The sequence below is a fragment of the Halomonas sp. HG01 genome, assembly GCF_000968715.2.
In the GTDB taxonomy this organism is placed as follows: domain Bacteria; phylum Pseudomonadota; class Gammaproteobacteria; order Pseudomonadales; family Halomonadaceae; genus Halomonas; species Halomonas halophila.
In genome coordinates, this window is the sequence record NZ_CP022134.1 from 2589429 (window position 1) to 2604361 (window position 14933).

The 14933-nt window shown below is 65.1% G+C and carries 19 protein-coding genes; 10 read left to right on the forward strand and 9 right to left on the reverse strand.

Going from position 1 to position 14933, the window contains the following annotated elements:
* Positions 1-28 precede the first annotated feature (28 nt).
* The 5 genes from deoD (at position 29) to UN84_RS12365 (ending at position 2850) form a co-directional block, all read left to right on the forward strand.
* Positions 29-763 carry a purine-nucleoside phosphorylase gene (gene deoD / locus UN84_RS12345; protein ID WP_046079924.1) on the forward strand — a complete coding sequence of 245 codons (735 nt, stop codon included), beginning with the start codon at positions 29-31 and terminating at the stop codon, positions 761-763.
* A complete protein-coding gene (cdd, locus tag UN84_RS12350) occupies positions 760-1179 on the forward strand; it encodes a cytidine deaminase (protein WP_046079923.1) in 420 nt (139 codons plus the stop codon). The genes deoD and cdd overlap by 4 nt, the downstream gene beginning before the upstream one ends.
* Positions 1180-1278: 99 nt before the next feature.
* Positions 1279-1680: a gamma-glutamylcyclotransferase family protein gene (locus tag UN84_RS12355; RefSeq protein WP_046079922.1), complete on the forward strand. Its 402-nt coding sequence runs from the start codon at positions 1279-1281 to the stop codon at positions 1678-1680.
* Positions 1681-1706: 26 nt separating this feature from the next.
* Positions 1707-2027 carry a hypothetical protein gene (locus UN84_RS12360; protein WP_046079921.1) on the forward strand — a complete coding sequence of 107 codons (321 nt, stop codon included), beginning with the start codon at positions 1707-1709 and terminating at the stop codon, positions 2025-2027.
* A gap of 79 nt (positions 2028-2106) precedes the next feature.
* Complete coding sequence (locus tag UN84_RS12365) at positions 2107-2850, forward strand: dienelactone hydrolase family protein (protein ID WP_046079920.1); 744 nt, start codon at positions 2107-2109, stop codon at positions 2848-2850.
* 97 nt (positions 2851-2947) lie between these two features.
* Here the strand turns inward: UN84_RS12365 and UN84_RS12370 are convergent, their stop codons facing one another.
* From UN84_RS12370 to UN84_RS12395, 6 genes are all read right to left on the reverse strand, one after another.
* On the reverse strand, positions 2948-3499 hold the full coding sequence (locus UN84_RS12370; protein ID WP_046079919.1) for a cysteine hydrolase family protein: 552 nt from the start codon (positions 3497-3499) through the stop codon (positions 2948-2950).
* A gap of 162 nt (positions 3500-3661) precedes the next feature.
* The gene (locus UN84_RS12375; protein ID WP_046079918.1) at positions 3662-3988 is read right to left on the reverse strand and encodes a DUF7709 family protein; all 327 of its coding nucleotides are present in this window, start codon (positions 3986-3988) and stop codon (positions 3662-3664) included.
* A gap of 126 nt (positions 3989-4114) precedes the next feature.
* Positions 4115-4462, reverse strand: a complete 348-nt coding sequence (locus UN84_RS12380) for a DUF3024 domain-containing protein (protein ID WP_082090938.1) — start codon at positions 4460-4462, stop codon at positions 4115-4117.
* A gap of 143 nt (positions 4463-4605) precedes the next feature.
* The gene (locus UN84_RS12385) at positions 4606-5352 is read right to left on the reverse strand and encodes a carbon-nitrogen hydrolase family protein (RefSeq protein ID WP_173835005.1); all 747 of its coding nucleotides are present in this window, start codon (positions 5350-5352) and stop codon (positions 4606-4608) included.
* Positions 5353-5386: 34 nt separating this feature from the next.
* Positions 5387-6250, reverse strand: a complete 864-nt coding sequence (locus UN84_RS12390; RefSeq protein ID WP_082090936.1) for a DUF6236 family protein — start codon at positions 6248-6250, stop codon at positions 5387-5389.
* 302 nt (positions 6251-6552) lie between these two features.
* On the reverse strand, positions 6553-6921 hold the full coding sequence (locus tag UN84_RS12395) for a glutaredoxin family protein (RefSeq protein WP_046079917.1): 369 nt from the start codon (positions 6919-6921) through the stop codon (positions 6553-6555).
* Between the two features lie 216 nt (positions 6922-7137).
* Here UN84_RS12395 and UN84_RS12400 point away from each other — a divergent pair, with 216 nt between their 5' ends.
* Both UN84_RS12400 and UN84_RS12405 read left to right on the forward strand, forming a co-directional pair.
* Entirely contained in the window at positions 7138-8256 is a 1119-nt protein-coding gene (locus UN84_RS12400; RefSeq protein ID WP_046079916.1) for a DnaJ domain-containing protein, read from the forward strand.
* 1 nt (position 8257) lies between these two features.
* Positions 8258-8665, forward strand: coding sequence for a hypothetical protein (locus tag UN84_RS12405; RefSeq protein ID WP_046079915.1), 408 nt, complete (start codon positions 8258-8260; stop codon positions 8663-8665).
* A 35-nt stretch (positions 8666-8700) separates the two neighbouring features.
* On the opposite strand, the gene UN84_RS12410 is transcribed toward UN84_RS12405, so the two are convergent.
* Entirely contained in the window at positions 8701-11019 is a 2319-nt protein-coding gene (locus tag UN84_RS12410) for a mechanosensitive ion channel family protein (RefSeq protein ID WP_046079914.1), read from the reverse strand.
* Positions 11020-11105: 86 nt separating this feature from the next.
* Between UN84_RS12410 and UN84_RS12415 the strand changes: the two genes are divergently transcribed.
* Together UN84_RS12415 and UN84_RS12420 are read left to right on the forward strand one after the other, a co-directional pair.
* Positions 11106-12101 carry an amidoligase family protein gene (locus UN84_RS12415; protein ID WP_046079913.1) on the forward strand — a complete coding sequence of 332 codons (996 nt, stop codon included), beginning with the start codon at positions 11106-11108 and terminating at the stop codon, positions 12099-12101.
* Entirely contained in the window at positions 12098-12787 is a 690-nt protein-coding gene (locus UN84_RS12420) for a gamma-glutamyl-gamma-aminobutyrate hydrolase family protein (protein ID WP_046079912.1), read from the forward strand. Before UN84_RS12415 ends, UN84_RS12420 begins: the two co-directional genes overlap by 4 nt.
* Positions 12788-12857: 70 nt before the next feature.
* On the opposite strand, the gene UN84_RS12425 is transcribed toward UN84_RS12420, so the two are convergent.
* Positions 12858-13286 (reverse strand): OsmC family protein, encoded by a 429-nt coding sequence (locus UN84_RS12425; RefSeq protein WP_046079911.1) that lies wholly within the window; start codon positions 13284-13286, stop codon positions 12858-12860.
* A gap of 150 nt (positions 13287-13436) precedes the next feature.
* On the opposite strand from UN84_RS12425, the gene UN84_RS12430 reads away from it, so the two are divergent.
* Positions 13437-14321 carry an aldo/keto reductase gene (locus UN84_RS12430; RefSeq protein ID WP_046079910.1) on the forward strand — a complete coding sequence of 295 codons (885 nt, stop codon included), beginning with the start codon at positions 13437-13439 and terminating at the stop codon, positions 14319-14321.
* A gap of 28 nt (positions 14322-14349) precedes the next feature.
* Here the strand turns inward: UN84_RS12430 and UN84_RS12435 are convergent, their stop codons facing one another.
* Complete coding sequence (locus UN84_RS12435; protein ID WP_046080481.1) at positions 14350-14913, reverse strand: DUF1415 domain-containing protein; 564 nt, start codon at positions 14911-14913, stop codon at positions 14350-14352.
* Between the last annotated feature and the right edge of the window lie 20 nt (positions 14914-14933).

Sequence of the window (14933 nt, forward strand, 5' to 3'; positions counted from 1 at the left end):
CGGACCGACAAGACCAAGGAGACCGAACATGGCCACCCCGCATATCAAGGCCGAACGCGGCGACTTCGCCGATACCGTGCTGATGCCCGGCGACCCGCTGCGCGCCAGGTACATCGCCGAGAACTTCCTCAAGAACGCCCGCCAGGTGAACGACGTGCGCAACATGTACGGCTACACCGGCACCTACAAGGGCCGCGAGATCTCGGTGATGGGCCACGGCATGGGCATCCCCTCGGTGTCGATCTACGCCAAGGAGCTGATCACCGAGTTCGGCGTGAAGAGCCTGATCCGCGTCGGCTCCTGCGGCGCGGTGCGCGACGACGTGAAGGTGCGCGACGTGGTCATCGGCCAGGGCGCCTGCACCGACTCCGGCGTCAACCGCACCCGTTTCCTCGGCAACGACTTCGCCGCCATCGCCGACTTCGAGCTGACCCGCCACGCGGTGGACGCCGCCGCGGCCCAGGGCGTGCCGGTCAAGGTCGGCAACATCTTCTCGGCGGACCTGTTCTACGATCCGCGCCCCGAGATGATCGACCTGATGCGCCGCTACGGCATCGTCGGTGTGGAGATGGAGGCCGCCGGCCTCTACGGCGTGGCCGCCGAGTTCGGCGCCCGGGCCGCCACCATCTGCACGGTGTCCGACCACATCGTGCGCGGCGACTCGCTCTCCAGCGACGAGCGCGCCACCACCTTCGACGAGATGATGACCGTCGCCCTGGAGAGCGTGCTGCGCGACGACGCCGCCCGGGAGGCACAGGCATGAGCGAGGTCCAGCCCGATATCGTCGAGGCGATGATCGGCGTGCGCGACCACGCCTACGCGCCCTACTCGAACCATCCGGTGGGCGCGCTGATCGTCAGCGAGAGCGGCACCCGCTACGTCGGCGCCAACGTCGAGGTCGCCCACTACAAGGGCCTCTGCGCCGAGGCCTCGGCCATCGCCAGCATGGTCAGCGCCGGCGAGCGCGAGCTGCGCGAGGTCTACGTGATCGGCCCCGGCGAGCACCTGTGCACGCCCTGCGGCGACTGCCGCCAGCGCATCCGGGAGTTCGCCACGCCCGAGACCCTGATCCGCGTGGTCGACGCCCAGGGCACGCTGCTGCGCCGCTACACCATGGACCAGCTGCTGCCCGACTCCTTCGGCCCCGAGAACCTGGGCCGCGACTCGGCGATGGACTGAGCCACGCTCTACCGTTGCCGCTCGCCCTCGACGCCCCGCCATCGTGCGGGGCGTTTTGGTAAACTGGGGAGCCGCTAGACCGCGGAAAGGACCGCCCCTATGCACAGCCCCGCCATCGCCATCGCGCGCACGCCGCTGGTCGCCGTCTACGGCACCCTCAAACGCGGCCTGCGCAATCACCACTGGCTGAACGGCGCCGACTTCGTGGGCACGGACGTACTCACCGGCGTCACCCTCTTCGACCTCGGCCCCTACCCCGGCGCCCGGCTCGAACGCTCGATGGGCGTGGAGATCGAGGTGTTCCGCGTCGATACCGCGGGGCTCAAGGAGCTCGACGTGCTCGAGGACTACCGTGTACGACGGCCGGCGAGCGGCACCTACGACCGGGTCGTGCATGCGACCGCCTTCGGCCCGGCCTGGCTGTACCTTTACAATCGCGACGTCGCGGGCTGCCCCGTGATTCGCGAGGGCGGCTGGCAGCCCCGCCAGTCCGTCATCTGACACCCACTTCACACAAGGAACCCGCCATGGGCCGTCTCTTTTCTCTGATCGTGATCGCCGGGCTGGCGTACGGCGGGCTCTACCTCGCCTACGGCATGGCCCTGAAGCAGGACGTGGCGCAGGCACTGGACGACATGGGGCTCACCACCGTGGACGTCGACGGCGTCGGCTTCGACCTGCTGGCCCCGCTCGGCACCGAGGCGAACGTCACCGCCGACGTGCACTACCGCGGCGCGGCCGCCAGCATCGACCTGACGGCGCACGGCCATCCGCTGTTCTCCGAAGAGGTCCGGCTCGAGCTCGGCGGGCTCCAGGCCCTGCGGCTGAGCATCGGCGGCGGGCAGTAACGACCTCGCCAGCGGCCACCGTCAGCGGTTACATTCAGCGTTGACGATATTCTTCTTCTCATCGAGCCCCGGAGTGACCATGTCCCGCGCCATCGATATCCCCGCCGCCGACGGCACCATCGACGCCCATGTCTTCACGCCCGAGAACGCCGACGGCCCGCTGCCGGCCGTGGTGCTGCTTACCGATATCGGCGCCCTGCGCCCCTGCTATCACGAGAAGGCCCAGCGCATCGCCGACGCCGGCTACGCCGTACTGATGCCCAACATCTACTACCGTGACGCGGCCGGCGAGATCGTGCCGGCGGGCCAGTCGTTCCGCGACCCGGACGTGCGGCCCACCCTGGTCGAATACGCCGGCCACCTGACGCCCGACGCCCAGTCCCGCGACTTCGTCGCCTGGCTCGAGGGCATCGACGCCGCGCCGGAATTCGCCGAGGGCAAGGTCGCCGTGGTGGGTTACTGCCTCACCGGCGCCTTCGCACTTCGCATGGCGGCGGAACACCCCGAGCGCATCGCCGCCGCAGCCGGCTTCCACTCCGCCAACCTGGCGCAGGCCGACGACGCGCACAGTCCGGTGAAGGTGGTGAACCACATCGCAGGCCGCGTCTACTTCGGCCACGCCGACCGTGACGAGCTGCTGCCGCCGGAGCAGATCGCCCGCATGGACGAGGCCCTGGCCGCCGCGGGCGTGCACTTCACCACCGAGCTCTACCGGGGCGCTCCCCACGGCTACACCGCCAAGGACGCCACCGGCTCCTACCATGCCGAGGCCGACGAGCTGCACTACAAGCGGCTGCTGACGCTGCTGGAAGAGACGCTGTAAGACGCGTTACGTCCAACGAATAGGGCCCCGGTAACAAAACCGGGGCCGCATGTGTCACCGCTCATCCGTCACGGGCAAGAAGCACGTCGGCGTTCGATCACAAATGCTTGAGCATGTCCGACGTACTCGCGATCTCAGCATATTCGCCATGCAGATTGGCCAGCGACATGGCATGCACCTCTTCCGCCGACCTTGAAATTCCCGAGTAATCTTCCTTAGCAAACGTGAAGGTAGCGTCACTGACCACGCTCACCTCGAACCCGAGGTTGCCTGCCGTGCGCACGGTGGATTCGACCGAGTTGCTGGTGCTCACCCCGACCACCACCAACCGGCGAAGATCGCGCACATGCAGCCACCGCTCGAGACCGCTGTGAATGAAGGCATCGGGCACGTGCTTCTCGACCACATGCTCATCTGCCAGCGGCGCCAGTTCGGGCTGGAATTCGGCCCCGGACTGGCCCGGCCAGAACGGTGACCCCGGCGTTCGCGAGATATGACGAACGTGCACGACCGGCCATCCCTTCTGGCGCCAGGCGGAAAGAAGCGCCTGGATATTCCGCTCGGCCTCTGGATTGTTGCGCTCGCCAGCGGTGGACTCCCCCATTCCACGCTGCATGTCGATAATGATCAGCGCTTCTCGTTGCTCCATCTCGCCCTCCTGCTTTGTCCCCATCACATTGCCCGACGGGGCGAGGCCAAACAACGAGACGGCATCTTCCGCCCGCTCTCGGCACCACGAAACCCGTGAGATGCGCCAGCGTTCATCTGCCCCCAAGCACGGCAACGTGGGGCGGTCGCCTGGCACGATTACTCAGCTTTTCTCGGCGAGATACTTTTGGGCGCACCGCCCGACGAAACTACGCCCGGGATTTGACCCGCCAATCCATTCATCCAACGAGAACAAGTCGAAAAGCCCCACTTTGACCAGAGTCGGCACGGCAGCTTCCAGCTCTTTCTCCACTTCGCCGCGCTCGCAACCATTATACAGGGCGACGTTACGCAGCATCGTTGCCACCGTGCCTGTCTGTACTCTGCTGCCATCCTTGAGCGTCACCGCCGGGAGCTCTTCCCCTGAGGCAACGATCTTTTTATTGATCGCACCGAGCTGCTCGGTATTTTCTGGTGAATGCTCAGACATATCTAACTCCTCAAGAAATTATAAAGTTAACGCAGAGCTTAGCGGCGACCTTGTAATGGAGGCGAAGCCGCAATGAAAAGGGCGTCCGGCGGCCGCAGGCCGCGAACTACAACGCCTGGTTATGTGCTACCCGAAGAAACAGCCATTCTCATCGCCATTCACGATAGCAAAGAATTCCTCGATGGATCGTGACTCAGGTTCTGGCGTGTACAAATGCCACTTCAGATCGCTACGCATCCAGTAGATTTTCCAGCGCTGCGCTTTCTTCACGTAGGTAGCTTTTGCTACCGGTGATTCAATGATTGTGGACGGCTCCCGAAAATGAGGGCGGATCTCGACAATTTGCACGCTTTGGCCAGACACCCGAACGTCTATATCTAACTTGGGTCGGATATCGACTGGCGGCCTCCGATTTTCCAGAAACTCTGAAGCGGCCCGCTCAATTTTCTTCAATTCAAACTCACTGAATGCCATATGGATTCTCTATGGGAATGCCCACATAACGCCCAATTAAGGTGTGAAGCACGCCACCACAAAACCCAAATTTAACGCCGCAATCAATAAACTTGATTCAAAATAAAAATGCCAAGCGTGCTGAATCACTCTTAAATTGTTTGTTATGTTTTAGCAGCCTCGATCTCATTGCCAGCAATAGTACACAAAACCAAACCACTTTCTTTTTCTCTAGAGCTAACAACGAGCTTCCCAAACGAATTCCAAACTGAACTTTTACCACAAGTTTCCCAACCGCCTGTTTCTGATATATGGTTGCTTAGAAGTACAGGGATTTGGTGTTCTAAAGCAATTTCGGATAGGGTTTTAGAATCAGGGGCAAAGCCATTACCAGAAATTAGAGCACTTACAACATAAGCATCTGAACCAAGCTTTTTAACCCGCTGAGAATGTTCCGGTGTTGTGAAGTCGGCACAAATAGCCAGTGCGATTTGATGCCCATTAACAGTGAAAAAGTAATCGGTCGTCCCAAAAGAACAATACTCGTCTTCGCCTTCATGTAGATATTGCTTTGAATAAAATTGGACTGAGCCATCGGGAAAACAAACTACCGCACCTATTGTTGGCTTTGTGGAATTGTTAGCTTTTAGCGGACAACCTGCAATAACTATAATCTCATTTTCAACTGACGCTTGAGATAGTTCTTTAAAACTCAACGGCTCAGGCGAAAAAGCCAGCTCAGCAACCAAGTCTAGCTCATAGCCCGTCAATGACAATTCCGGAAAAACGACAACATCAGCTTTGTAAGAAGATGATTTCTCGATCATTTTAATGTGATTTTCAATATTCCCACATAAATCGCCTCTCACGATCGGGATTTGAGCCAAGCTTATAGTTACATCAGTTTTCAAGTTTCCTCCTTAAAACATAACGCCCTGAATAGGGCTATTTCACAATGATCCGTTCTTCACTTGCATGGGATAAAAATGCAAGCGTAGTGTTGTTTGCGGCGGGCTTGAAGCTTGTACCATATGAGGCTTTCAGCCTAAACAATGAAGCGATGCCGCCGGCAACCGCTCCGACCGGCATGGTGAATGCAGTGGTAAAAAAGTCGAATGCGGCACCACTGGCAACTGCTTGAGCGAATCTCCCACCATCAAGGTTGAACTCTGCTGCAAAATCAAATTTTGATGTTCGTTCCCAGCGCTCATTTGCTACAGCATCAAGGCTTTCGATGCTTTTCTTTAACTCTCGAATGGCGATAGCATGTCCGAGGTCCTGGTCCGGACTTCTAAGCGCTTCCAGATACGCTAGTTCAATCGCTTGGTGCAACTCCCCTAATTCCGCGGCTCGACGCTCCTTGAACTCCAATATATCTGGGATAGGAATATCGCCACTCGGAACTGGTAACAAATTAACCAATTCAAATCGTAGTGAATGTTTCTGCTCAATGTAAGCATTCGGGATGTTCAACCTATTACCGATCTGATGGAGAACCCAGTCGATTGATTTGTCTTCTTCTATAAGCTTCTCTGCCACCATGGATTGGGCCGTGGCGAAAGCATGGCCAACCTCGGCTCCCCCAAAAGCGCCTTGAAACCCAACGCGAGGTCTCTCAATAACACCGCTTTCTATCAATAGTTCTTCATCAGGCAGGCCAATATAGACGAGATTGTTTCCAGGTATTACGACCCTATCCCAATACAAGGCGTAATAGCGTATTTCCTGTGGTGAAAGGGCTCGCTCCATCGTGAAGCCCTCGCCTTGAATGTTAATTATTGCGGGCGCTGCAATCACTCCACGGCTCATTGTCTTCTCCTCAGCATGGGACCCTATAACAGATATTAGGCAGCTGGCTCGTTTATTGACTTGAACGTGCCGGCACGTTCATCCATGTTATACGGCCCACCTGATGCGCCCAACCCACTGATTTTCATGCATATTAATGACAATTAGGCGCGATAACACCGATCATCGTGCCTTCCACCTTTTACGTCCTTTCCTTCAGCCTGCCACTAAATTAGCTGAGGATCTAGCGTGGCATGAGCACCATTGACGGGGGACAGGCGTGGTGGGGAGGGCCGCTGAGCGTATCGAGAAAGGATGCCGCCCTACTCCCCGAAGTGCCGTTGCAGATAGTCGATGATGCGCTGGGCGCCATAGAGCCAGCGCTCCTCGCCGGAGGCCTCACGAATGTAGAGGCACGGCACCTGGAGCTTGCCGCCCTGCTCCTTCAGCGTCTGGCCGTGCTCGGGGTCGAGGCGGGCGTCGCGGGTCTCGATGGAGAGCCCCAGGCGGGTGATCGCGCGGCGCACGCGAATGCACTCGGGCTCGCTCCAGAACTGGTAGAGCGCCAGGGCCTCGCAGGCGGCGTCCACCTCGGCCTGGTGCGCGTCGTTCCGGGCGACCTCGCGGCGGGTGCCGAGCTTGTCGGCCACCCACACCACCGGCGCCAGCAATGTCTGGATCAGTGATCGCATGATGTTCTCCTCCCGGCATCAAGATCGGGCGCAAGCCGCCGATGTCAAAGGGTTGCCTCCCGCGTCGGCGCGCCTGCCGTGGCCGATGCTTCCGGCATTACGCTAGCACATCGCCGCGCCGGGCTTGCCAAGGCCAGGCCCCGGCACGAACATGATCGATGCCTGATCTGCCCACCGACGGGGCCCTTCAACAAGATATCCAACCAGAGTCAGGGAATGACCGCTGCGCGCTTCTCCACCTTCGAACTGCTGCTGCTCCAGAGTCGCGACCAGGCCGACAGCGCCGCGCTGCTGCTGCTGGCCTGGGTGCTGGCCCAGCAGGGGCCGGTCGGGGAAGCCGAGCGCGCCCAGCTGGTCTCGCTGACCGGCGCCTTCCGCCACGGCCACGAGCTGGCCCCGCTGCTGGAAATCGCCGCCAGCCAGGACCTGGGCGCCATCCAGCTCGCCGCCGAGGTGCTGCAGAAGGAGCTGCATGGCGACACCGCCCGCGCCTTCCTGCGCCTGGCGGTCACCCTGGCCGCCGAGCACGGCGAGCCGACCCTGGCCAACCACCATATCCTGCGCTTCCTGGCCGACCTGCTGGGCGTGCCGCCGCTGGAGTTCGCCGAGCTCTATGCCTCCCAGGCCGGCCGGGCGCTGCGCGAGCCGGGCGACCCGAGCCGGCGCGACTACTGGCAGCAGCGCGAACGGGGCACGCGAGACCGTCGTCGTGAAACGGCCGGTGAGGAGAACGACGAGCGCCCCGGACAGGAACAGGCCGCCGAGAGCGAGCGAACCGAGCAGGAAAGCGCTCGCGAAGCGCGGGCCGAGGCGCGCCGCCAGGCCCGCGAGGACAAGGCGGAAGCGCGGCGCCAGCGACAGGAGGAAAAGGCACAGGCCAAGGCCCGGCAGAAAGCCGAACGCGACGCCGAGAAACGCCGCCAGCAGGCTCGGCGCGAGGCCGAGAAGCAGCGCCAACGGGCCGAGCGCGAACAGGCGCGACGACACCGAGAGGAAGAGCGGGAACGCCGCCGCGGCGGCCATCGTGAACGGCAACAGCACTCACGCTCTGGTGACCGGGGCTCTGACCATGGCCACCAGCGTGCCCACGATGACGGCGCGCATCGTGCCCACGAGCGGCCCGCGGCGCCCGACCCGCGCATCCGCAGCGCCCTGACCGTGCTGGGCCTGGAGCCCGGCGCCAGCCGCGGCGAGATCCGCAAGGCCTACCGGCGCCTCGCCCAGGCCCATCATCCGGACCGCTTCCACCAGGAGGGCGACGCCATCGTCGCCAGCGCCTCGCGGCGCTTCCAGCGGATTCGCCGGGCCTATGACTTCCTGATGAAGGTGAGCTGAGATGCGCGACCTCTACCAGCGACTGCACCTCTCCGCCGATGCCGACGAGTCGGCCGTGGCCGAGGCCATCGCGCGCTGCGAGCACAGCGCCCTCAAGGCCGACGCCGCCACCGTGCTGCAGGCCGACTCGCGCCGCGCCGAATACGACGCCCTGCACGACACCCTCTCCGACATCGGCCGGCTGCGCGCGCGGCTGGGCCTGACCCACGCGCCCTACTGGCGCGCCGGGCCGGCGGACGACTTCTCGCTGCCGCCGGGCCCGCCGGGCTCGCGTTTCGAGGAATGGATGCAGCGCCTGAACGTGGCCGCCCGGGCGCATAACCGCCGGCCCAGGCGCCGCGGCACACTGCTCGTGCTGTGGCTGGCGACGCTGGCCGGCGGCGTGGCCCTGGGCCGCTATCTGCTCTGACGCTTTCCGCTGCGATCCCTGCGCCAGCCTGGGCCCTAGCCCGGGTCGGGCGAGCCGCCGCTGGCGCTGGTCTGGCGATGAGGGTCCGCCACGCCGGCCTCGCCGGGCTCGCGCCCGGCGGCATCGTGGTCCTGCCCCCACTCGGCGCTGCCGTCCAGCCGGCCGCCGCCATGGCCTTCCATGCTGACGCTCAGGCGCGGCACGCCCAGATCGACGCCCTGCTCCTCCATGCGACGCTTGAGCAGCAGATTGAAGGCACGCGCCACGTCCCACTGCATCTCCGGCGCGGTGCGGAAACGCATGCGCAGGATCGGGCAGCCGTCCTCGAAGGCATGGATGCCCTGCATCTCCAGCGGCGACCAGATGTAGTGGCGCATCATCGGGTCCTGGCGCAGCGCCTGGGCGGTCTCCTGCATCAGGGTGATGGCGTCGTCGATCTTCATGCTGTAGGGGATACGGATCTTCATCAGCGCGATGCCGAACTGGCGCGACATGTTATGGATCGAGTCGATGCGGCTGAAGGTGATGATATGCACGATGCCGTCCAGGTCGCGCAGCTTCACGGTGCGCAGCGTCAGCCCCTCGACGGTGCCCATGTGGCCGTTGATCTGCACGAAGTCTTCCACCGCCAGCGAATCCTCGATCAGGATGAAGATGCCGGTGATCAGGTCCTGCACCAGGGTCTGGGCGCCGAAGCCGATCGCCAGGCCGATCACACCGGCACCGGCCAGCAGCGGCGTGACGTTCACCCCCAGGTTGGCCAGCCCGACGATGGAGGCGATGATCACGATGGTGGCGAAGATGATGTTGCGGATCATCGGCGTGATGGTCTGGGCCCGGGCCTGGTTGACGCGCCGGCCGCGGGCACGCGCCGAGGAAGCCAGCGCCCGCTGGATGGCGGTGTCGGCGAAGATCCAGGCCAGCCAGGCCAGCAGCACGGTGAAGCCGATACCGAGCAGCGCCTGGCCGATGCGCACGCTGGCCACGCCCTCGCGGCCGATGCCGATCAGCGAGCCGCCCCACACCTGCAGGAAAAGCTCGGCGAAGGCGATCCAGGCCACCACGTGGGCCAGGGTGTAGCCGAAGCGTTCCAGCCGGCGGCGATACTCGCGGCGAAAGCGGCGCTTGGTGCGGCGCTCGGAATGACGGCGGATCAGCCCGGCCACCACCAGGGTCAGCACCAGCAGCGAGGCCGAGACGATGGAGCGCGCCAGGGCGGTGGCCACGTCGCCGCCGGTGACGAAGATCGCCACCAGCGAGCCCCCCACCAGCAGCAGCGCCGGGATGTGCCACAGCCCGCCCACCGCACGCGCCATGTCGGCGGCGTTGCTGCTGTCGCGACGATGCTTGTACGAGCGATTGCGAATCAGGTGCGTGATCGGCCGCTTGAAACGGATCACGAAGCGCCCGCTGAGCAGCGCGGCCAGCACGTTGGCGATCACCGACAGCAGGTTGGCCAGGTCGTCGCCGATCGAGTCGGTGATCCGCGTGGAATTGAGGGCATCGCCCAGGGCGATCAGCGCGCCGATCACGAACAGCGGCCGCAGCGCCCGCTGCTGGAGGATCTGCACGGCGACGAAGCGATGACCGCGGGTGAACACCGAGATCACCGTCTCCACCACCACCGACAGGGTACGCCCGCACAGCGAGATATAGGCCACCACCAGCGCCCCGGTGCGCCCGGGGCTCTCGGGCACCAGCTGGGCCACGCCCAGCGCCAGCACGAAGGCCAGCGCCCAGGGCAACAGGCGGCGCAGGAAGTGAATCGCCAGCAACAGCCCCTTGGGCTCGCGGGGCAGGTCCAGCGGCCAGCCGCGCCGCTGCGCCAGCCGCCGTCCCAGCGCGATCAGGATCACCAGCAGCCCGGCCCAGATGCCGACCAGCACCGTCATCTCGACCACGAAGTTGAGCAGCGTGCCGTCGCCGGTGCGAAGCGTCAGCTCGGTGAAGTCCGTCCAGCCCTCGCGGAACTGCCGCTGCCAGTCGTTGAACGGCGAGCTACCGGACTCGGCCTGCTCGCCAAGCTCGTTGAGGGTATCGGCCAGCGCCCCCAGCAGCCCCTGCTGCCCGGCGATGCCCTCCCCCTGCGTGACCTCGCTGTTGGCGGTGCGCAGCGATTCCAGGCTTTGCAAGAGCTGGTCGCGCCGGTTCTCGTCTTCCAGCGTGGTGATGATGCGGTCGAGCGCCTGCTGCAGGGCCTCGGGATCGGGCGGCTGCTCGCCGCTCTGTTCCTGACCGCCGCCCAGGGAGGAGATGGGCAGCGACTGAGCGGCCGCCATCGGCGACAGAAGCAGCAGCGAGAGCAGTAGCAGGCCCCGCAGGGCGAACGAGAAGTGGCGATGCGCGCGTGGCAACGTGAGTCTCCGTACGTTGGTGACCGCAATATCAGAATCCATGGCAGCGATGTTAGGCTGCCGATACCGTCACACAGGATGCCGTCATGACGCCGCAACCGCCACCCGTACCCGACAATGCCGAAGGAAGGCCCCGCCGGGTCGGAGTCGAGATCGAGTTCGCCGGCCTGCCGCCGCGAGACACCGCCAATCTGGTACAGGAGCTGTTCGGCGGCGAGGTCGAGGTGCTGAGCCCCCATCGCCTGAAGGTCACCGACACCCGCTGGGGCGAGTTTGGCATCGAGCTGGACACCCAGTACGCCCATCCGGACGCCGAGCGGGTCGATCCCGACGCCTGCCAGGACAGCGAATGGGAGCGCATGCGCCAGGAGTTCCACCAGCGCACCCGCGAGCTGATCGGCGACGTGGTCACCGGCCTGGTGCCCACCGAGATCGTCTGCCCGCCGGTGCCCTGGGACGAGCTCGGGGAGCTCGATGCCCTGTTCGAGGCGCTGCGTCAGCGCGGCGCCAAGGGCACCGACGCCAGCCTGCTCTACGGCTTCGGCCTGCACCTCAACCCAGAGGCGCCGAGCCTGGACGTCGAGAGCCTGCTGGCCCACCTGCGCGCCTATCTGCTCAGCGCTCGCTGGCTGCGCGAACAGATCCAGGTCGACATCACCCGGGAGGTGCTGCCCCACGCCAACCCCTTCCCGCGGGCCTACGCGCTCAAGGTGCTCGATCCGGACTACGCGCCGGACCTCGAGACGCTGATCGACGACTATCTCGAGGACAACCCGACCCGCAACCGCGAGCTCGACCTGCTGCCGCTGTTCGCCCACCTGCATCCCGAGCATCCCCACGAGCTGCTCGACGATCACCTGGTCAAGCCGCGGCCGACCTACCACTACCGGCTGCCCAACGCCCAGCTCTCCGAATCCGGCTGGGGTGCCGTCCAGGAGTGGAATCGCTGGCTCGAAGTGGAAGTGCTGGCCGCCTCGCCGGAAACGCTGGCCGAGCGCGGCGCCCAATATCTGGCCCGCCATCGTCCGGTCTGGCCGGTGCGGCTGTGGCAATCGCTGCGCCGGAGGTTAGGGCAGTCATGAGGCAGCACCCGCGCCCGCTGATCGGTATCACGACCTCCGACCGCAAGAGCCGCATCGCCTGGTGGTTCGACTGGTTCGCCGTGTGGCGTCACGGCGGCCGCCCACTGCGGCTGTCGCCCGCGCGCCCGCGGCCCACCGGACTCGACGGCCTGATCATCGGTGGCGGCGATGACATCGAGGCCCACCACTACGGCGGCGAGATCCAGCTCGACGTGCGCGTCGATCCCGAACGCGACCAGCTCGAGATGGCACTGCTCGAGCGCTTCATTCCCGCCGGCACGCCGGTGCTCGGCATCTGCCGCGGCGCCCAGCTGATCAACGTGCACCAGGGCGGCACCCTGGACCCGGACATCTACACCACCAACGAGGGGCTCAAGCGGCGGCGCACCGTGCTGCCGCGCAAGACGGTGGACATCGTCGGCGACAGCCGGCTCTACCGCATCCTGCGCGTGACCTGGTGTCGCATCAACAGCCTGCACCACCAGGCGGTGCAGGAAACCGGCCAGGGCATCGAGATCGTCGCCCGCGACCGCGACGGCCTGGTGCAGGCCATCGAGTCCCGCGAGCACGACTTCCTGATCGGCGTGCAGTGGCACCCGGAGTGGCTGATCTTCAATCGTCCCCAGCAGCGGCTGATCCGCGCCCTGGTGAAGGCCGCCGACCGGGCACGCGACACCTCCCCCTGAACGCCACGAGGCCACCCGAAGGTGGCCTCGCTGACTGACGTGTGTGGTCGGGTGGATCGCGCCTGGCGCCTCAGTCCAGCCTGGCGTCCAGGGTGATCTCGGCATTGAACAGCTTCGACACCGGGCAGCCGGCCTTGGCCTTCTCCGCCGCGTCCTGGAAGGCCGCCTCGTCGGCCCCCGGCACGCTGGCGCGGGTCTCCAGGTGGATGGCGCTGATGCTGAAGCCGCTGTCGTCCGGCGCCAGGGTGACGCTGGCCCGACTGGCAATGCGCTCCGGCGTGTAGCCCGCCTCGCCGAGGATCATCGACAGCGCCATGGAATAACAGCTCGCATGGGCGGCGCCGATCAGCTCCTCGGGGTTGGCGCCGGCCTCGTCCTCGAAGCGCTTGGCGAAGCTGTAAGGCGCCTCGCTCAGCGTGCCGCTCTGGGTGGATACCGTGCCTTTTCCGTCCTTGAGGCCGCCTTGCCAGACGGCGCTGCCGTTCTTCTGGATGCTCATGTCGACTCCTTGCGCTTGAGTGGTCGAATTCTCGCCTCTTCACGATAGACCATGGGGATGATCTCACCGTGGAACAAGGGCGGATTGCGCCACCGGGCCGCCATCTCCAGACTGGAGGCAAGACCTCGACAACAACAGACAGGAAGCGCCATGACACAACCCGCTCGCGTCACCCTGCCGGCCACGGCCCACGAGCCGGCCGTGGCAGTGCCCGCCATCGGCCAGGGTACCTGGTACATGGGCGAAGGCCCCGCTTCCCGCGCCGACGAGATCCGCGCCCTCCAGCTGGGCATGGACCTGGGCATGACGCTGATCGACACCGCCGAGATGTACGCCGACGGCGGCGCCGAGAAGGTCGTCGGCCAGGCGCTCGCCGGGCGCCGCGACGAGGCTTTCCTGGTGTCCAAGGTCTACCCCTGGAACGCCGGCCGCGACTCGGCCATCGCCGCCTGCGAGGCGACCCTCGAGCGCCTGGGCACCGACCACCTGGACCTCTACCTGCTGCACTGGCCGGGCGGCATCCCCCTGGACGAGACCCTGGAAGCCTTCGAACGACTGCGCGAGGCCGGCAAGATCCGCCGCTTCGGCGTCTCCAACTTCGACGTCGACGACATGGAAGGCCTGTATGGACGACCCGGCGGCGACAGCTGCGCGATCAATCAGGTGCTCTACCATCTGGGCTCGCGGGGCATCGAGCACGCCCTGCGCCCCTGGCATCGCCAGCACGGCATGCCGCTGATGGGCTACTGCCCGCTGGCGCGCGCCGGCCGACTGCAGCAGGACCCGCTCACCAACGAGGTGGTCAACACCCTGGCCGCCGAGCAGGGCCTGACGCCTGCCCAGCTGATGCTGGCCTGGGCGATCCGCCCGGTCGACGGGCTGCGCGACCTGATCGCCCTGCCCAAGGCCGTGCACCTCGAGCACGTCCGCGACAACGCCGCCGTGCTCCAGGCCACCCTGGACGATCAGGCCGTGGATCGTCTGGAAGCGGAATTCCCGGCTCCCTTCGCCAAGGAACCGCTGGACGTGGTGTGAGACGCGACTGGAGCGACGGGCGTCGGGGCTAGCCCTGCCCCGATGCCCCGCGCAGCGCCGCCAGCGAGGCGGCCAGCGCCTGGTGCCCCTTGGCCTCCATCAGCGCCGCGTTGCGCTCGGGGATGGCCTCGGGGTCCGGGTAGTGAGCCAGCGCTCGCTCCAGCCCGGCCTCGCGGATCAGGTGCCACATCGGCCAGGGCGAGCGGTTGGTGAAGTTGCGCGGCGAATCCCCGGCCTCGCCCTCGAACTCATAGTCCGGGTGGAAGCTCGCGAGCTGATAAATGCCCTCGTAGCCCTGCTCCTCCAGCAGCGCCTCGGCCATGCCCAGCGCGTCCAGGTAGTCGTCGAAGTCCGCCAGCCCCTCGCTCAGCACCATCAGCGTGGTCTCGGTCTCGGCGTGCTCGTCGAGATGCCAGCACTCCTCCATCAGCTTCATCAGCGCCGCCGCGGGATCGGAGGCGTCCACCTCCACGTAGCGGATGCTGTCGCGGGTGACCTCGCGGCCGGCGAAGGGACACACCTCGAGGCCGACCACGAAGGTCTCGACCCAGGCGCGGGTGGCCTCGAGCGGGGAAGGAACAGAAGCGGTCATGGCGGGCATCTCGATGGTGA